General features: G+C 39.9%; 16 protein-coding genes. 11 read left to right on the plus strand and 5 right to left on the minus strand.

Annotation, left to right across the window (positions count from 1 at the left end; translation table 11 throughout):
* The first annotated feature begins 85 nt into the window (after positions 1-85).
* The 9 genes from rsfS (at position 86) to lipA (ending at position 8,185) form a co-directional block, all read left to right on the plus strand.
* The gene (gene rsfS, locus PARA_RS00600) at positions 86-394 is read left to right on the plus strand and encodes a ribosome silencing factor (RefSeq protein ID WP_005695495.1); all 309 of its coding nucleotides are present in this window, start codon (positions 86-88) and stop codon (positions 392-394) included.
* A 39-nt stretch (positions 395-433) separates the two neighbouring features.
* Positions 434-901 (plus strand): 23S rRNA (pseudouridine(1915)-N(3))-methyltransferase RlmH, encoded by a 468-nt coding sequence (gene rlmH, locus PARA_RS00605; protein WP_014064072.1) that lies wholly within the window; start codon positions 434-436, stop codon positions 899-901.
* Positions 902-916: 15 nt separating this feature from the next.
* Positions 917-2,893 carry a penicillin-binding protein 2 gene (gene mrdA / locus PARA_RS00610; RefSeq protein ID WP_014064073.1) on the plus strand — a complete coding sequence of 659 codons (1,977 nt, stop codon included), beginning with the start codon at positions 917-919 and terminating at the stop codon, positions 2,891-2,893.
* Positions 2,893-4,008 (plus strand): rod shape-determining protein RodA, encoded by a 1,116-nt coding sequence (gene rodA, locus PARA_RS00615; protein WP_014064074.1) that lies wholly within the window; start codon positions 2,893-2,895, stop codon positions 4,006-4,008. The genes mrdA and rodA overlap by 1 nt, the downstream gene beginning before the upstream one ends.
* 53 nt (positions 4,009-4,061) lie before the next feature.
* Positions 4,062-4,922: a septal ring lytic transglycosylase RlpA family protein gene (locus tag PARA_RS00620; protein ID WP_014064075.1), complete on the plus strand. Its 861-nt coding sequence runs from the start codon at positions 4,062-4,064 to the stop codon at positions 4,920-4,922.
* Positions 4,923-4,943: 21 nt separating this feature from the next.
* Positions 4,944-6,131 (plus strand): D-alanyl-D-alanine carboxypeptidase family protein, encoded by a 1,188-nt coding sequence (locus PARA_RS00625; RefSeq protein ID WP_014064076.1) that lies wholly within the window; start codon positions 4,944-4,946, stop codon positions 6,129-6,131.
* Between the two features lie 107 nt (positions 6,132-6,238).
* Complete coding sequence (ybeD, locus tag PARA_RS00630; protein ID WP_014064077.1) at positions 6,239-6,517, plus strand: DUF493 family protein YbeD; 279 nt, start codon at positions 6,239-6,241, stop codon at positions 6,515-6,517.
* Position 6,518: 1 nt separating this feature from the next.
* Entirely contained in the window at positions 6,519-7,160 is a 642-nt protein-coding gene (gene lipB / locus PARA_RS00635; RefSeq protein ID WP_014064078.1) for a lipoyl(octanoyl) transferase LipB, read from the plus strand.
* 62 nt (positions 7,161-7,222) lie between these two features.
* Positions 7,223-8,185 (plus strand): lipoyl synthase, encoded by a 963-nt coding sequence (gene lipA, locus PARA_RS00640; RefSeq protein WP_014064079.1) that lies wholly within the window; start codon positions 7,223-7,225, stop codon positions 8,183-8,185.
* A 70-nt stretch (positions 8,186-8,255) separates the two neighbouring features.
* Here the strand turns inward: lipA and PARA_RS00645 are convergent, their stop codons facing one another.
* From PARA_RS00645 to galE, 4 genes are all read right to left on the minus strand, one after another.
* Positions 8,256-10,280: a hypothetical protein gene (locus tag PARA_RS00645; RefSeq protein WP_014064080.1), complete on the minus strand. Its 2,025-nt coding sequence runs from the start codon at positions 10,278-10,280 to the stop codon at positions 8,256-8,258.
* Between the two features lie 97 nt (positions 10,281-10,377).
* Positions 10,378-11,022: an adenylate kinase gene (gene adk, locus PARA_RS00650; RefSeq protein WP_005695482.1), complete on the minus strand. Its 645-nt coding sequence runs from the start codon at positions 11,020-11,022 to the stop codon at positions 10,378-10,380.
* Positions 11,023-11,120: 98 nt separating this feature from the next.
* Complete coding sequence (locus tag PARA_RS00655; RefSeq protein WP_014064081.1) at positions 11,121-12,395, minus strand: MFS transporter; 1,275 nt, start codon at positions 12,393-12,395, stop codon at positions 11,121-11,123.
* An 80-nt stretch (positions 12,396-12,475) separates the two neighbouring features.
* Complete coding sequence (galE, locus tag PARA_RS00660) at positions 12,476-13,492, minus strand: UDP-glucose 4-epimerase GalE (protein ID WP_014064082.1); 1,017 nt, start codon at positions 13,490-13,492, stop codon at positions 12,476-12,478.
* Positions 13,493-13,696: 204 nt separating this feature from the next.
* On the opposite strand from galE, the gene PARA_RS00665 reads away from it, so the two are divergent.
* Positions 13,697-17,002 (plus strand): S8 family serine peptidase, encoded by a 3,306-nt coding sequence (locus PARA_RS00665; protein WP_014064083.1) that lies wholly within the window; start codon positions 13,697-13,699, stop codon positions 17,000-17,002.
* 587 nt (positions 17,003-17,589) lie between these two features.
* Here the strand turns inward: PARA_RS00665 and PARA_RS00675 are convergent.
* The gene (locus tag PARA_RS00675; protein WP_005695476.1) at positions 17,590-18,120 is read right to left on the minus strand and encodes an inorganic diphosphatase; all 531 of its coding nucleotides are present in this window, start codon (positions 18,118-18,120) and stop codon (positions 17,590-17,592) included.
* 197 nt (positions 18,121-18,317) lie between these two features.
* Here PARA_RS00675 and PARA_RS00680 point away from each other — a divergent pair, with 197 nt between their 5' ends.
* Positions 18,318-19,634, plus strand: coding sequence for an NCS2 family permease (locus tag PARA_RS00680; protein ID WP_005700018.1), 1,317 nt, complete (start codon positions 18,318-18,320; stop codon positions 19,632-19,634).
* Positions 19,635-19,758: the final 124 nt, after the last annotated feature.

Below are 19,758 nucleotides of genomic sequence, written 5' to 3' on the forward strand. Positions count from 1 at the left end.
ACAATTCAAATAAAATCCGCCCTAAGCCTACCCCTTTCCCTCATTCAATGATAGAATTCATCGCTTTATTTAAATAGGAAAAGAAATGTCATTAGTTGAATTTGTAATTGATAAACTCGATGATTTAAAAGGCACCGAAATTGTGCATTTTGATGTAAAAGGCAAATCATCGATTACTGAAAATATGATTATTTGTACTGGTACATCTAGCCGCCAAGTGTCTGCTATGGCAGATAATCTTATTGCAGAATGTAAAAAAGCCGGTTATGAAACCTTTGGTGAAGAAGGTCGTAATACGGCTGATTGGATCGTGGTCGATCTCGGTCAAACCATCGTACACATTATGCAACGTGATGCACGTGAGATGTATCAATTAGAAAAACTTTGGGCATAAGGTGCGGTCAATTTTGACTGCCTTTTAAAAGGGAAAAGGATGAAAATCACATTAATCGCTGTGGGCACAAAAATGCCAGCTTGGGTGACAACTGGATTTGAAGAATACCAACGTCGTTTTCCTAAAGATATGCCTTTTGAACTTATTGAAATCCCCGCAGGCAAACGTGGCAAAAATGCTGACATTAAACGCATCTTAGAACAAGAAGGCAAAGCAATGTTAGCGGCTTGCGGAAAAGGCAAAGTGGTGACATTAGATATTCCTGGCAAACCTTGGACAACACCACAACTTGCTGAGCAATTAGAAGGCTGGAAAAATGATGGTCGTGATGTCTACTTACTCATTGGAGGACCTGAAGGTTTATCCCCTGAATGCAAAGCTGCGGCGGAGCAAAGCTGGTCACTTTCACCGCTCACAATGCCGCATCCATTAGTGCGTGTTGTGGTAGCAGAAAGCTTATACCGTGCCTGGTCGCTGACTACAAATCATCCTTATCACAGAGAATAACGCGTTACATTACCGATGAATTTAAAGAAATTCTTTGCAGCCCCAACCAACGAACCGATCCGCGATAAAAAAGCGGAGCGGAACCTGTTTGCGCGTCGAACATTGGTAGCATTCATCGGTATTTTAGCCCTAAGTGGTGTGCTATTTGCTAATATTTACCATCTCCAAGTGGTGAATTACGACATGTACCAAACTCGCTCAAATGGTAACCGTATTAAATTGCTTCCACTTCCTCCTACTCGCGGATTGATTTATGACCGTTACGGTGAATTACTGGCAGAAAACCTCACCTTTTTCGGTTTATATATCGTGCCGGAAAAAACGGAAAATTTAGACCGCACTTTTGAAGAATTGCGCTATATTGTGGGGCTCACAGACGAAGACATTGAGCATTTCAAAAAAGAACGTCGCCGTGGCACACGTTATACACCGATTTTACTCAAACCAAGCTTAACGGAAGAACAAATCGCCCGCTTTGCAGTAAACCAGTATAAATATCCAAGCCTTGATGTTCGTCCTTATTTCAAACGAAATTACCTATATGGCGAAGCCATGACTCACATTTTAGGTTATGTGGGACGCATTAATGACCGAGATGTTGAGCGCCTAAAAAAAGAAGAAAAATTTGCTAACTATTCCGGTTCTACGGACATGGGGAAACTGGGTATTGAACGTTATTACGAAGAACAACTCCATGGTACAACCGGTTTCGAAGAGGTTGAAATTAATAACCGTGGTAAAGTTATTCGTAAACTACGTGAACAACCAGCCACCGCGGGTAAAAGTATTCATCTGACTATCGATTTTACTCTTCAACGCTATATTATGTCGCTCCTTTCAGGTCAAAAAGGCGCTGTTGTTGTGCTTGACCCGAAAGACAACAGTGTATTAGCGATGGTTTCAACACCAAGCTATGATAATAATTTATTCGTGGATGGGATTTCCGCTAGCGATTATAAACGCTTATTAAACGACCCTGCTCGCCCACTTTATAGTCGTGCAACACAAGGGGTCTATCCACCAGCCTCTACGGTAAAACCATTTGTTGCTGTTGCTGCATTAACGGAAGGGGTGATTACGCCTCATACCACCATTTTTGACCCAGGTTACTGGATGCTTCCAAACTCGACAAAGCGTTTCCGAGATTGGAAAAAATCAGGGCACGGCTATACGGATTTAAATAAAGCCATTACGGAATCATCGGATACCTTCTTCTATCAAACCGCCTTTAATTTAGGCATTGATCGTTTCTCTATGTGGATGAAACGCTTTGGCTTTGGTATGCCGACAGGTATTGAAATTCAAGAAGAAGCTGCGGCCAATATGCCGAGTAAAGAATGGAAACAAAAACGTTATAAAAAACCTTGGGTACAAGGCGATACGATCTCTGTGGGGATTGGACAAGGTTATTGGACGGCTACACCATTACAAGTGGCAAAAGCGACCTCTATTGTGGTCAATAACGGTAAAATTCATACGCCTCATTTAATGAAATCAGTGGAAGGCTCTATCATTGAGCCCTATCAAGACCCACTTTTATATGAGGATATTACTGATCCGAAACAAGCTTATTGGGATGCCGCTAAACGCGGGATGTTTAATGTCGTGAATTCTGGTGCAGGAACAGGACGAAAAGCCTTTGTAGGCACTAATTACCATGTAGCTGGGAAATCCGGTACTGCACAGGTATTCAGCTTAAAAGAAAACCAAAAATATAATGCTGCAGGATTGAAAAAAGAATTGCATGATCATGCTTGGTTCACTGCTTATGCACCTTATGAAGATCCGAAATTAGTTGTCACCATTATTTTAGAAAATGCGGGGGGCGGCTCAAGTAATGCCGCGCCAATTGTGCGTCAAATTATGGATTTCTACCTAAATAAACGCTTGCCGCAAATTGAACGTCAACAAAATGCTGAAAAAGAAAAGATGACGGACCAAACTGAGTTAGACACACCATTGCAAGAACCCCAACCAAGTGAGAATGAATAATGGAAGAAAAAGTGCCTTTATGCTTGCGATTATGGCAACGCTTACACATTGATTTCTTATTATTTATTGGTTTAGCTGCCATTACTGCCTATGGTATGCTTGTGCTTTATAGTGCATCTGGTGCCAGTGAAGTCATGTTCCAAAACCGTATCATTCAGGTCATATTAGGTTTTGTTGTCATGATGATTATGGCACAGCTCCCCCCTAAATTTTATCAGCGCCTGGCCCCTTATTTATACTTGGTTGGCTTTATTATGCTGATTTTAGTTGATGCCTTCGGTACAACGAGTAAAGGGGCACAACGTTGGTTAGATCTTGGTTTTATTCGCTTTCAGCCGTCTGAAATTGTCAAACTCGCGGTACCATTAATGGTCGCCGTGTATTTAGGTAATCGTCCATTACCACCTAAAATGAGCGAAACCTTTATTGCTATCGCCATGATTATGGTGCCAACTTTACTTGTAGCCATTCAACCAGACTTAGGGACATCAATTCTGGTTAGTGCATCGGGCTTATTCGTGGTATTCTTAGCAGGCATGAGTTGGTGGCTTATTCTTGCTGCGGTAGTTGGCTTAGCGGCATTTATTCCAATCATGTGGATGTATTTAATGCATGACTACCAACGCATGCGTGTATTAACTTTACTTGACCCAGAGAAAGATCCGCTTGGGGCGGGTTACCACATTTTGCAATCCAAAATTGCCATCGGTTCAGGCGGTATGTCAGGCAAAGGATGGATGCAAGGAACACAATCCCAATTAGAATTTTTGCCTGAACCACACACTGATTTTATTTTTGCCGTGATGAGTGAAGAACATGGAATGGTCGGCTTTCTTATTCTGATGGCAATTTATTTGTTTATTATTATCCGTGGCTTAATAATTGCAGTGAATGCAGAAACCTCTTTCGGGCGTATTCTTGCCGGTGCCACTACGCTGATTTTCTTTGTTTATGTCTTCGTGAATATCGGTATGGTGAGCGGTATTTTGCCTGTTGTAGGGGTGCCTTTACCACTCTTTAGCTACGGCGGTACTTCATATGTAGCCATCATGGCGAGCTTTGGTTTAGTGATGTCCATTCATACTCACAAACCACGCTTTATGAAAGGGAACTAATTTCCCTTTTGGCTTTCTTATAAAGAACACCGATAATCTTGAAAGTAATAAGTATGACATTAAAAAACATCTTAAAAACGACCGCACTTTTCACCTTAACAATTGGTACAAGTATTGCCGCTTTTGCTAATACACAGAAGATGTATGGCATTCAAGGTGATTCAATGTCGATTACCACGACCGTTCAAGCACCACAAAGCTACCAAGTGGATGGTAAAACATACACGACACAAGGTGATGAAGCGAAATCCTATTCAAAAGAAGGGACAGCAAGCTATTACCACCATAAATTTAATGGTCGTAAAACAGCTAATGGTGAACGCTATAATTCGGCACTGTTCACCGCTGCCCATAAAACGTTGCCTTTAAACTCTTATGCAGTTGTCACAAACTTGCATAATAATCGCAAAGTGATCGTGCGGATTAATGATCGCGGACCATTTAGCCATAAACGCATTATTGACTTATCACATTCTGCAGCCAAAGAGTTAGGCCTTATTTCTCGTGGTACAGGACAAGTGAGAATTGAAGCACTGCATGTGGATCATAAAGGTCAAATTTCAGGTGCTGGCGTAAAAACATTAGCTAAGCATGCTAAAACACAAGAAGCCAATGATCGTTTAGTCACCGATAAAAATAACGAAAAAAAAAATCAAAACTTAGACACCACCACAAACGATGCAAAAACTGTCTTCAAGCTAAAACTTCTCGCAGTGTCGTCAAAAAATCAAGCCGAAAGCATCATAAACAGACTCGATCTAGACGGCATAAAGGCAGAAATTAACCAAAATGGACAAAACTACGAAATTCATTTTGGTCCGCTAGCTGATCAAGCTGATGTTAATCAATTAAAAACAAAATTACAAAAAACGACCAATGGACAACCAGTAATCGTTTATACTTATAAAAACTAATACGCTATTAAAGGAAAAACTATGTTAAAACAATCTGCAAAATTGAAAAAAATTGTTCTATTCTCGGGATTAATGGCAGCCTCAACATTCGCTGCAGCTGAAGATCTTCAATACGGTATTGCTGTACCAGAAGTGAATGCGCAAACCTATGTTTTAATGGATTACAATTCTGGTGCGGTGCTTGCATCACTTAATCCAGATCAACGCCAATACCCTGCTTCATTAACTAAAATGATGACTAGTTATGTGGTAGGTGCTGCATTAAAACAAGGCAAAATTCATAATGAAGATATGGTCACCATTGGCGAAAGTGCTTGGGGAAGAAACTTCCCAGATTCTTCAAAAATGTTCTTAAATTTAAATCAACAAGTATCCGTAGGTGATTTAAACAAAGGCATTATCATTGTTTCAGGTAATGATGCTTGTGTCGCAGTGGCAGAACATATTTCTGGTACCGTGGCTAACTTCGTTGATACCATGAATAAATACGTTCAACAATTTGGCTTAAAAAATACCAACTTCACTACGCCACACGGTTTAGACGATCCAAACCAATATTCAACCGCACGTGATATGGCGATTATTGGTGCGCACATTATTCGTGATTTACCGGAAGAATATAAAATCTACGCAGAAAAAGACTTCACCTTTAACAAAATCAAACAACCTAACCGTAACGGCTTACTATGGGACAAAACCATTAATGTGGACGGTATGAAAACAGGTCACACTAGCCAAGCAGGTTATAACCTTGTTGCATCGGCGACAAGTCCAAATAATATGCGTTTGATTTCTGTTGTGATGGGCGTACCAACCTATAAAGGTCGTGAAGTAGAAAGCAAAAAGCTCTTACAATGGGGTTTTGCTAACTTTGAAACATTAAAAGCCCACAAAGCCAATGAAAAAATTTCAACACAATCGGTTTACTACGGTGATAAAGGTGAAATTCAACTTGGTTTATTACAAGATGGCTTTATTACTGTGCCAAAAGGCAAACAAGCAGACTTAAAAGCACGTTACGAATTAGATAACAAATACTTACAAGCACCTTTAACAAAAGGTCAGGTTGTTGGTAAAATCGTTTATCAACTAGATGGCAAGGATGTGGCAATTGTTAATCTTCAAGCATTAGAAGACGTGCAAGAAGGTGGTTTCTTCGGTAAAGGTTGGGACTGGTTAGTGTTAACAATCAAAGGATTATTTGATTAAAGGCCTTGAAAATTAACCGCACTTCCCCATTTATATCACATCAATAAATTCGTAAGGTGTGTGAACTTAACTGATTCATGCACCTTACTCTTAAATAAGGATGCAACATGACAAACGAAAATGATTATGAAAAACTAAAAGAGTTAATGGAATTCCCCGCTGCAATGACATTTAAAGTCGCAGGTGTTAACCGTGAAGGCTTAGCGCAAGACATCGTTGCGGTGATACAAAAATATTTACCGGGTGATTATATTCCAAATGAAAAACGCAGCAGCAAAGGAACCTATAATTCTGTTTCAATTGATATCGTGGCACAAAACTTTGAGCAAGTAGAAACGCTTTACAAAGAGCTTGCTAAAGTTGAAGGTGTCAAAATGGTTATCTAAGATGAACAAAACAGATTTAATTGTCCGTCAATTAGGATTACAAGATTATCGAGAGATCTGGCACAAAATGCAGGAATTCACCGATAATCGAAATGCAGAAACAACTGATGAAATTTGGCTTGTCGAGCATCACCCTGTTTTCACACAAGGCCAAGCCGGCAAACCAGAGCACTTATTACAAAGTAGTAATATACCTGTTGTTCAATCAGATCGTGGCGGTCAAATTACTTATCATGGTCCAGGTCAGCAGGTGATGTATGTGCTCATTGATATTAAACGTCATGAACATTTAAATGTCCGTCAATTAGTGACCGCACTTGAACAATCTGTCGTGGAAACCCTCGCAGACTATGGCATCGAAGGTTATCCAAAACCCGATGCACCAGGCGTATATATTGATGGCAAAAAAATCTGTTCATTAGGCTTACGTATCCGTAAAGGGTGCTCTTTCCACGGTTTGGCATTTAATATCAATATGGATATCAATCCTTTCCATTACATTAATCCTTGTGGCTATGCAGGGCTTGAAATGTGTCAGCTTGCTGACTTTATTGGTAAAGAAAAGGCTACACTTGACAAGGTTTCCCCCAAATTAATTAAACACTTTGCCGAACTTTTGGGCTATAATGTTACAAATTTATAACATTCACTTTTATAACACATTTAAAAATGCCTGAATCAGGCATTTTTCTTTAGGAAAGAACAATGTCAACGCCTTTTAAAATGGAACGCGGTGTGAAATACCGTGATGCAGCCAAAACATCAATCATCCCTGTTAAAAACATCGATCCTAATCAAGAATTATTGAAAAAGCCGGAATGGATGAAAATCAAATTGCCGTCTAGTTCATTAAAGATCGAAACGATTAAAAACGGGATGCGTCGTCATGGCCTACATTCTGTCTGCGAAGAAGCGTCTTGTCCAAATTTACACGAGTGCTTTAACCACGGCACGGCAACTTTTATGATTTTAGGGGCGATTTGTACTCGTCGTTGCCCTTTCTGTGATGTTGCACATGGTAAACCATTACCACCCGATCCAGATGAACCACGTAAATTAGCTGAAACTATCCAAGATATGAAGTTGAAATATGTGGTAATTACCTCTGTAGACCGTGATGATTTACCTGATCGTGGTGCAGGTCATTTTGCTGAATGTGTAAAAGAAGTGCGTGCATTAAACCCTGGCATCAAAATTGAGATTTTAGTGCCTGATTTCCGTGGACGTATTACTCAAGCCTTAGAAAAATTAAAAGACAATCCACCAGATGTGTTCAACCACAACTTGGAAAATGTGCCACGTTTATATAAAGAAATTCGTCCGGGCGCTGATTATCAGTGGTCTTTAAAATTGCTTCATGATTTCAAAGAAATGTTCCCAAACATTCCAACTAAATCAGGTTTAATGGTGGGATTGGGTGAAACCAATGAGGAAATTCTTCAAGTAATGGCAGACTTACGTGCAAACGGCGTAACCATGCTTACACTGGGTCAATATCTCCAACCAAGTCGCCATCACTTACCGGTTGCGCGCTATGTGCCACCAGCCGAATTTGATGAGTTCCGTGATAAAGCTAATGCAATGGGCTTTGAACACGCGGCCTGTGGCCCATTTGTTCGTTCTTCCTACCATGCTGATTTACAAGCAAGTGGTGGATTAGTGAAGTAATCAAAAACAGCTAAAAAAATGACCGCACTTTGAATCTCAAGTGCGGTCATTTCTTATATTATCCTTTCAACTAGTCAGTTGCTGCTGGCTTCTCTTCTTCGCCCTCATCACTCTCCATCATGCTTTCTTGACGAAGATCTTCAAGGGTTCGACCATTAATTAAGTAGCCATTTTCTGTTTTTTCCACTCTAGAAACGTAATTATCACCTTCTTCCACAAATTCTCGGTGAAGTTTTCCATCATATTTCACAAAGCTACTTAAGTATTGCCAAAAGTATGAATTTTCCTTAATCGCTAAGGCTTTTTCATTTTGGTCATCAAACAACATTTTATTTAATGTCAAATTAAATGTTCCTTCAATATTATCTGGAATCATATCTGATGAATCATCTTCTGGTACTTGGGGCACAATACCACTGACTTCCAATTTAACTGGATAAGCAGTGGTTTCAGGATAAGTATTTAAATTGAAATTTAACGTTGCATTATCAACGATTAAATCGAGCTCTTTCCATGAGTTTTTAATGTATTTCTCAAATGTGGCTGACGTTAAATGCGTGTTACACAATGCACCATAAAAAGGTGCTGAGCAAAATCTTGCTGATAAATGCGCTTTGCTATGATTAATTTTAAATGGTGCATCAACCGCTAATTTTTCAAATTGGAACCCTGCACTTGGGTAACTAGCTTTATTCGCAGACAATGTGATATGTTCATTATATTGATCATTGTCTAGTGTTTCCGTCTTATCACTGGCTGATACGTCATCAAGCACTAAATCGGCCATATTAAATGATTTTAATGCGGCTTCAATATTGGTTTTACCACTAAATTCTTTTACCCATTTATCTTTGGCATTTAAGAAATCTTTATTATCTTTTGCAGGCGCTTCTTTCTCTGCAATGGTATCTAATAAAAACGGTACAAACGCCAGTTCATTTGCCACATTGTAATCATCTAACTGAATATTAACCTTACCACCTTTGGCTTCCCATTTACGTTCTTCATCAGCAGGCGTTTGCTTCACGCTTTCAACATTCAGTTTAAAATCCACATTGGCTTTAGTTAAATCCGTATTCGCCAACTTAAGTTCAAGACCTGCATTTTGTAAGTTAAAGTAAGGTTGATTATTTTTAGGCACATTAACAGAAAGCACAGATAACGAGCTATCAAAACGATCATTTTGTGTAAAAATTTTTGTTAACAAATTGACGCCATCTTTAATGCTTAATGAACCATCACTTAATTTTTTAAATTCATGATGAAAATTGATCGAACTTGGCACTCCATTTTGCTTAACTAATAAATTTAAACCACCTGCTGTTGCTTGACTTTCTTCCGTCGTGCGGCTTTTATTGGCTACGCGCAAAATATCACTGCTGAATTTTGTGCTCAGATCACGTTTATCTGCCTCGCCTGGTTTTACATCAAAATGGTAAGTCGCATTTTTAAGGTAAATATGTGTATTTTCACCATTTAACAACGCTAATTCGGCATTTTTCGCGGTTAATTCTATACTTGATAGGTCATAATGATTTGCACCGACAGGCACAAGGCGAGCTTCACCTTCAATTTGTTCTAGTTTAGTATCTTTATCGTAATTAAAACCGCTTAAGGTTGTTTTCAGCTCAACTTCTTTATTTTTTAAGAAATGAAGACCGATAGAAAGGTTTTGGGACTTATTCGCGAAATCGCGGAATTCCGTCAAAATATCAGACTGTAAATAATCCCCTACTGGCGAAAATTTACTATTAATCGTGTTTTTATCAATCGAGATATTTAATGTTTTATTTAGTTGACGAACTAATTGATCGGATAACTGTGACTCAGCCGTAATAAAGAAAGGTAACGCGGTAAGCTTGGTTGAAATCACACTCGTGTTTTTCGACTCACTATTTTTTACGCTAAAGATTAACTCACGAATAAAAAAGTTTTTCGCAGTTTGTGTCACGTTTAATGTTGCTTGATTATCCAAAGAGTAAGGGAAATTTTTTAATACCTGATCAATTTTGTGATTAGTATAAAATTGTGCGCCGATCCCAAGTGCCACTGCAATAGCCGAAATCGTCAATGTTATTGTTTTTTTCTTGCTCATAACGTCCCCAGATGCGATCTCAATTTACGATCTCAAAATCCTTTTGAAAAATTAACCGCACTTTTCTCTTCAAAGTGCGGTCAGTTTTCAATCTTTTTTAGCCTAAGATTTTATCTAATTCTTGGCTTACAGCTTCCACTTTTTGAGTACCATCTAAACGGAAATATTGCGTATTACCTGCTTTCGCTTCAGCTTGGTAATAATCAATTAATGGACTGGTTTGTTTGTGGTAAACCGCTAAACGATCTAATACAGTTTCTGGTTTATCATCGGCACGGATAATTAAATCTTCACCCGTTACATCATCTTTACCTTCCACTTTTGGTGGGTTGTAAACGATGTGGTAAGAACGGCCAGACGCTTGGTGTACACGACGGCCACTCATACGTTCAACGATCACTTCATCCGGTACATCAAACTCTAAAACGTAATCAATTTTCACGCCAGAATCTTTTAATGCATCCGCTTGTGGAATCGTACGTGGGAAACCATCTAATAAGAAACCATTTGCACAATCTGGTTGAGAAATACGATCTTTTACTAGCGCCACGGTTAATTCATCTGGCACTAATTTCCCTTCATCCATTAATGCTTTTGCTTGTTTGCCTAATTCTGTACCCGCTTTAATCGCTGCACGGAACATATCCCCTGTTGAAATTTGTGGGATGCCAAACTTGTTCATAATAAATTGTGCTTGGGTGCCTTTTCCTGCACCAGGTGCACCTAAAAGAATAATTTTCATACGAATCTCCAATAAATAATAGACCTGTTTAAAATACCGTTAAAGCCTTGTTTGGTCAAATGATTTTGCTGTTAATTTTGACCGCACTTTATTTTATTTTAAGCTTTTTCATTTCCTTTTTCATTCCATGGCGCCACCCAGAATAAACAAATCATTCCTGGGATAGCGAGGAATAAACAAATCCAGAAAAAATGATAGTAACCTACTGCTTTGACTAAGTAACCCGATAACATACCAAGCCCTTTACTCGGTAAAGCAGAAAGACTGGTAAATAAGGCTAACTGAGTGGCAGTATAAAGCGGATTGGTTTCACGAGCCATAAAAGCAACAAAGGCAGCAGTGCCCAGACCGACACCGATATATTCACCCGCAATCACGAAACCTAATTTCCAAAGTTCAGCTGCACCGATTTGGTCAAAATGCCCAAATGCCGCTAACCAAATAAATCCACCAATAGTAATCCATTGGATAAAACCAAATACCCATAATGCGCGGTTAATGCCTAGGCGTAACATAATCACGCCCCCCACGAGACCGGCAGAGATACTCGCCCAAAGTGAAGTGCTTTTTACCACCAACGCAATATGCTCTTTTTCAAAGCCCATGTCATAGACGAATTTCGTTTGTAACGTAGTGGCAAATGAATCACCAAATTTATACAAGAACAAAAAGAGTAAAAAACCGATGGCTTGGGCGACACCTTTGCGTTGGAAGAACTCTTTCAAAGGTATCCAAAACACCATATAGAAAGGTTGCTCACGATCGACCTGTGCAATCTGCGGTTCTTTTGCTAAAAAGAGCGTCATAAATATGCCCGCTAACATACAAAGTGCGGTCAATAAAAAGACGGTTTCCCATGGATAAATCGTCGCTAAATAAAGCGAGAGCCCCCCTGGAATTAAGCCTGCAACGCGATAAGCATTAATGTGGATGGTGTTCCCCAATCCTAATTCATTATCCGTTAAAATTTCACGACGATAAGCATCGAGTACAATATCTTGTGTCGCAGAGAAAAAGGCAATAAATGTGGCAATTTTAGCTACCGTACTTAACTCAGCCACGGGATCAAACTGACTAATCGCATAAAGGGAAATCAGCAAAACCACTTGAGAAATTAATAACCAACTACGACGACGCCCTAAAAAATGCGGGAAATAGCGGTCTAATAACGGTGCCCATAAAAACTTCAAACCATATGGCACCATCACCCCTGTCAATGCACCGATTAATTCAACGGAAAGTTTCTTATCTGTCAGCCACACTGGCAACATTTGCAATAACACGAAAAGTGGTAAGCCCGAACTAAATCCAGTGAAAACACAGATCAGCATTTTGCGGGTAAATATTTGACTAGAAAGGGATTGTTCTGACATAAAGTGCGGTTATTTTTGAGCGTGTTTTATCTGATTGAAATATTAAGGGCGGAATGATACTCCGCCCAACAAGAGTGAGATTAATCTCGGTATCCTTTCGGATTATTTTTTTGCCAATTCCAGGTGTCTTTCATCATTTGCTCAAGACCACGTTCTGCTGTCCAATTTAACTCTTTTGCTGCAAGACTTGGATCGGAATAGCATGTTGCAATATCGCCTGGACGACGTGCAACAAGACGATATGGAATTTTAATATTGTTCGCTTGTTCAAACGCTTTCACCATATCAAGCACAGAATAACCAGTACCTGTACCTAAGTTATAAATGTGTAACCCTGCGTCATTTTCATGGCGATTTAATGCTTTTAAGTGACCAATCGCTAAATCCACCACGTGAATATAATCACGAACACCTGTGCCATCATGAGTATCATAATCGCTACCAAATACGGAAAGTTGCGGTAATTTACCGATCGCAACTTGGCTGATGTAAGGCAATAGGTTATTTGGGATACCGTTTGGATCTTCACCAATCAAGCCGCTTGCGTGAGCGCCTACTGGATTGAAATAACGTAAGATTGTCATACTAAATTGTGGTTCAGCTTTCGCAACATCGGTCAGAATTTGTTCCACCATGTATTTAGAGGTACCGTAAGGGTTGGTTGTACCGCCCACTTTGCAATCTTCTGTAATTGGAATAATTTCCGGATCACCATAAACCGTTGCTGATGAACTAAATACAAAGTTCCACACGCCTGCTTTTTTCATTTCTTGAATGAGAACAATTGTACCTGCAACATTATTCATATAGTATTCAGCGGGTTTTTGAACACTTTCGCCCACGGCTTTTAAACCTGCAAAATGGATTACCGACTGAATGCTGTTTTCAGCAAAGATTTTTTGTAATAAAGCACGATCTAAAATATCGCCCTCATAAAATTTCACGTCTTTGCCTGTGATTTCTTTTACACGTTCTAAAGATTTTGGGGAGGAATTGCATAAATTATCCAATACCACCACTTCTTTATTTGCATTTAATAATTCCACTACGGTGTGTGAACCGATATAGCCGGCTCCACCTGTTACTAAAATCGCCATGGTTTGCTCCTTAATCAGTTTGTTCGCAGATTATAACATTGATTTCTACGATACATAAATTTATCCCCTTTTTTGACCGCACTTTGGTGTGATCGTTGTCACAGAATAAACATTTTTCTATAGGAATTTGATTTGGGTCATTGAAGCGCCTCTCGATGAGGCGAATAATAGCCTGTGAAAATCAAAAAAATAAAGGAAAACAACATGAAACCTCAAATACTTCAAAAAACCGCACTCGCATTACTCGTTGGTTGGTATGCGGCCAATGCAGCCGCTTATTCTGAACAAGGCCAAGCCGGTAATACCAAAAGCTGGGAAAGCGCTGAATACCTCAAAGACTGGGGCTTAACCTCAATGAATGCCTCTACTGCTTATGCCCTTGGTTTTAATGGTTCTGGCGTGAAGATCGGCGTGATGGATTCTGGCGTGCTATTAAACCACCCTGAATTTCAAGACGGTCGAATCCATGTTGTAAAAACAGAAGGGGCTTATAGCAAAGACGGGGTACGTTATCCCGATGCCAAATTTGGTTTTGGTGGGTTGAACAAAGAGCAACCTTTTGATAGTAACGGAAAACGTAACTTTGATAAAAACAATGATGGCAATTTTGTTAAAGGTGAGACATTTAGTATTGATGGTGGATGGCATAAAGGCATCAATGACGCCCATGGAACCCATGTGGGCGGCACTATGGCGGCTAGCCGTAACGGCGAAGGAATGCACGGGGTGGCCTTTGGGGCGAATCTGTATTCGGCGAATACTGGCGGTACCGATAATATGACTTATGGACCAAATCAGGACTATGAGTTTTTCTTGCAAGGTTATTCTCAATTAGCAGCAAATGGCGCCAAGGTTATTAATAATAGTTGGGGATCGAACCGCCGTGTCAATTCCGCTTTTGCAGGGGCGAAAGGTTATTCTACTGATTCTGCATCAAACTACCAATGGAAGGAAATTACCGAGTATGGCGTTGCGATGATGGATATTGCCAACATTACTGAAACCACGAATGAAAAAGATGTAATGTATTTAAAAGATCGTGGGGAAGCGGCCAAGGCTTATTATCAATTTGCTACCCAGAGAGAAAAAAGTTTCTTAGATGCCGCATATGAAGTGGCTAAAGAAAAAGGCTTAGTTCAGGTATTTACCGCAGGGAACCGTAGTTTGATGGCTGAATCCTTTACCCGTGCATCTTTACCTTATTTCCGTCCCGATGCTGAAAAATACTGGGTAAATGTTACTGGTCAACGGGGCGGTGACGGTTATCCAAATGATGAGACGCCAACCAACAAATGGTGGAGCAAATATTATGATTATGCAAGTGGCAGTTACGGAGCCGCATCCTCGGATATTCAGATTTATAACTACGCGGGTGATGCTAAATGGTGGACGATCGCTGCACCGGCAACGAATATTTATTCCGCGTATGTACACATTATGAATGAGGATGACTACGGGGCAGTCAATAACGACAATTACGGTAGTCCGATTTATAAATCCTCTGGTGGTACATCTATGGCAGCTCCGCATGTGAGTGGCGCTCTTGGTGTAATTTTATCCCGTTATCCTTATATGAGTGCGGATCAAGCACGCGATGTTATGCTCACCACTGCGAGACAAACCACACTTCGTAAAGGGCTTGAAGGCAAACCGTTAGAACGTTGGGAAACTGAACAAGGTGTACCAAGTAACGTTTGGGGTTGGGGTATTTTAGATCTTGGCAAAGCGATGTTTGGCCCAGGTCAATTCTTAGGAAACGTTAACATCAATCTCAATCAAAATGATGTTTGGTCAAATGATATTAGCGATAAAGCCATCAAAGCACGTCAAGTCGAAGATCAAGCTGAAGCCGCCACTTGGACAACACGCAAAGCAGAATTACAAGCATTAATGCAAAATCGTGCGGGCGCAACAGCAGAAGAAAAAGCGGAATATCAAGTAGGTTTAGCGCGTGAAGCTGCGCGTAATGAACGTGCCGCACAAGGTTATGTCGGCGCATTAACTAAAAATGGGGCGGGCACCTTAACCCTCACTGGCAATAACAGCTTCACTGGTGCAATTACTGTAAATGAAGGTCAACTTTCAGGGTTAAATCAATCCCTTGGTTCAGCACAACAAGTCATCGTAAAACAAGGTGCAACATTGGAAGTGTTACCAAAAGCGGAAATCACTAAACCAAGTGAGAATGGATTTGTCACCGAAACCTTAACCAGCACCGCGAAAACGGTCACTGCGACAGTGGAAAAAGGTGGTCGTTTCTTACTGAATAATGGTATTGCTAACGTCAATGCCACCTTTGCAGACGGTTCTATTTTAGTGCCAAATAAATTTGATGAAGAAATTCTGCCTCAATTACAACAAGATCCACAAAAAGTAGTTTCAGTACAAGGTTCTGGCTCATTTGTAGGAGCTGAAAATGCGGTAGTTGAAATACCTCGCACTTATGATTTCCTTACGGTGAAAAATGAAAGTAATGCGAATACGTTGAAAGTGACCGTTCAGAAAAAAGCCCTTGCATCTGCAGCAACCACTGAAAATGAAGCGACTATCGCCAACACCTTAGATGCAGCAACAAACAGCCCTGCTTACCAAAACCTTGTTTTGGGAACTGAAGAGAATGCTCGCCAAGCCTTTGCTCGTTTAAGCTATGATGAAGATCTCGCTGCCCAACAACACAATGTGTTAAATGGCTTATTGCTTCGTCAGCAACTTGCCCAACCAGGTGCAGTAAGAGCACAACTTAATACCGGCACACAAATTTGGACAAGTGGCACCTTCACCCACTTCAGCACGGATAGTTTAAGCAGTCATGCGTACAATCAACTTGTGGGTATTGATGCAACCATTGATACAAACAAACATTTAGGTGTATTTGTTGGTTCAACACAAAACAGCCACAAAATTGACCGCACTTCGAAAGATCGTGCCGTACATTTAGGCTTAACAGCTGAACATCGTTTCAACGTGTTAACACCAAAAATTGGCTTTATTCAAAGCTGGGGAAAACACGAACAACGTGCTGAATTTGCACAAGGGGTGAAAAGCCATAGCCAAACACAAAATGTCTTTGCTGAACTTGCCTACACAGGCTTAAAAGGGGAACATTTTGCAATTGAACCTTATGCTGGCGTAAGCTATATGCACATCAAAAACAAAGGTGTGACAAAAGGCGAAGTGCAGTTAAAAGACAACAATCGAGATTTAATCGTCACTTCTGTGGGTTTACGTCCATCCATTCCATTTGCAATCGGTGGCGTTCAATTAAATCTATTAGGTGATGTGGCTTATCATCGTTTCCATAAAGATAAAGCCGCTGAAGGTAGCTTAGTTATCAATAACCAAGGTGTAGCGAATCTTTATGGTAAAGAATTGAAAAATGTCGTCACGACAGGTGTGGCACTACAAGCGCAATTTACACCAGTATTGAGTATGAAAGTCGGCTATCAAGGTGCTTATAACCACGATACGAAAGCGAATAATGTTAATGCAGAACTACGTTTCTCATTTTAACGATATTCAATAATACAAAAAGTGCGGTCAGTTTTTGAGAAGCTTTAAAACTCTTTGAAAATTGACCGCACTTTATACTTTGATGATTTAACTTGCATACTATTTAAATTTTAAAATAGACATAACTAGTTTTTATTATCTTATATTATACAGTTACTATCTTGTTTTACTTTTACCCTTTTGTATTCTAGATAGCCAAAAGTGCATAGGTAAAATAATTATGTGTAATTTAATCGATGCTTCAAGAGACTTATATAAAAGTCTGCCATATTGAATATTATCAATTCCAACATCTAGATTTATATAAACTAATGCCAAAAAAAATAAAATAAAGGCAGCAAGAAAAGACAAGAACGTTAGAATAATATATCTCATTTCTTTTCCTTTTAATTTGTCATGTACTTAAATAGAAAATAGGATATCTAGCATTAGCCTTTTCATTACTTACTTCCTTTTTGAGACTCATTACGAGTACGATTAAATACATGCTGGTTATAGGGGCGTAGCTCATTTTAATTGAGCTTTTATTCATCTATAAAAACAAAAGGCATCTACTTGATGCCTTTTTAATTCATTAACATGAAAAATTAACGTTCATTCCAACGTTTGATTGATTCACGAATCACTTCTTTCGCTTCTTCTACATCACCCCAGTGAGTTACTTTCGTTGAACCTGGTTTTTTCAATGCTTTGTAGTTATTGAAGTGGAATTCAATTTGTTTGATTAATTGCGCTGGTACATCGGCAAGGCTGTTGTATGCATTGCCGGTATCGCGATCATCTGCTGGCACACAAACAATTTTATCGTCCACTTCACCATCATCAACGAATTTCATCACACCGATTACTTTTGCTTCTAGGAATACACCAGTTGCAAGTGGTTGGCGAGTTAATAATAAAACATCTAACTCATCGCCATCTTCGTCTAAAGTTTGTGGAATGAAACCATAGTTAGTTGGTTTTGCGAAGATCGCTGGCTCAACACGGTCTAATTGGAACGCGGCAACTTTACGGTTCCATTCGATTTTGTGGCAGCTACCTTCTGGAATTTCATTTACCACATTGATAATGCCGGCATCTACATCGCCTGGCGTTAAAATTTGATTAAAATCAGCCATTGTTTTTCCTTTTTTGATTACGTTAAAAACTTTCAAAGTATAGCAGTTTTTGGCCGATAAAAAAATATGGGAAAAACATCTTCAAAAGCGACCGCACTTTCCTATCCAACGTCAATAAAACAATTACGCAAACGTTTACTTTTAAATGATTTACTATAAAATAGCACATCTTTTTGATTATTAACCTAGGGGACTTTATGTCAAGTTTAGAAAAAACCTTTGAACTCAGCAAACGCGGTTCAACGGTTCGTCAAGAAATCATCGCGGGTTTAACCACCTTCTTAGCCATGGTGTATTCCGTGATTGTTGTGCCTAAAATGCTTGGTGATGCAGGCTTTCCAGCAGAATCAGTGTTTATCGCAACCTGTTTAGTCGCGGGGCTTGGTTCTATCTTAATCGGCTTTTGGGCAAATGCGCCAATGGCAATCGGCTGTGCCATTTCATTAACTGCTTTCACCGCATTTAGCTTGGTAATTGGTCAACATGTTTCTATTCCTGTGGCATTAGGTGCCGTATTCCTCATGGGTTTAGTGTTCACCTTAATCTCGGCAACAGGTATTCGTTCATGGATCTTACGTAACCTGCCATCAAGTATCGCGCACGGTGCAGGGATCGGGATCGGCTTATTCTTACTTTTAATCGCCGCAAATGGCGTAGGCTTAGTGGTCGGCAACCAAGCGGGTCTACCGGTTAAATTAGGCGACTTCACCTCATTCCCTGTAATGATGTCCTTAATCGGTCTTGCATTCATTATCGGCTTAGAAAAAATGAAAGTGAAAGGCGGGATTTTATGGGTCATCATCGCGATTACTATCGTCGGTTTAATCTTCGATCCAAACGTAACATTCAATGGCCAAATCTTCAAAATGCCAACCTTTGGTGAAAACTCACTTTTTTTACAATTAGATCTCCAAGGTGCATTACAACCTGCCATTTTACCGATTGTCTTTGCTTTAGTGATGACGGCGGTATTTGATGCAACAGGTACTATTCGTGCTGTTGCAGGTCAAGCTGACTTATTAGATAAAGACGGACAAATCATCAACGGTGGCAAAGCCTTAACCTCTGACTCTGTAAGTAGTTTATTCTCAGGCTTATTTGGTACAGCTCCGGCAGCCGTTTATATCGAATCTGCAGCAGGGACAGCCGCTGGCGGTAAAACAGGTATCACCGCTATCGTCGTCGGCGTATTGTTCTTATTAATGTTATTCTTCCAACCACTTGCCTTCTTAGTGCCAGGTTACGCAACTGCACCGGCGTTAATGTATGTGGGCTTATTAATGCTAAGCAATGTAAGCAAATTAGACTTCGATGATTTCGTGGGTGCAATGAGCGGCTTAGTTTGCGCGGTATTCATCGTACTCACGGCAAACATCGTGACCGGTATCATGCTTGGCTTTGCGGCATTAGTGATTGGTCGCATCGTAAGTGGCGATGTGAAAAAACTCAACATCGGCACAATTATCATCGCCATTGTCCTTGTCGCATTCTATGCTGGCGGCTGGGCGATTTAATTAAATATCATCATGATAAGGCGAACGAATAGTTCGCCTTTTTTATTTCTAGCCTAAAAAACAATCGAAAAACCAACCGCACTTTTACTTTACAAATCCCTAAATCCGCCTAAAATACAGGCCT

This window comes from Haemophilus parainfluenzae T3T1 (assembly GCF_000210895.1).
Taxonomy (GTDB): Bacteria; Pseudomonadota; Gammaproteobacteria; order Enterobacterales; family Pasteurellaceae; genus Haemophilus_D; species Haemophilus_D parainfluenzae_A.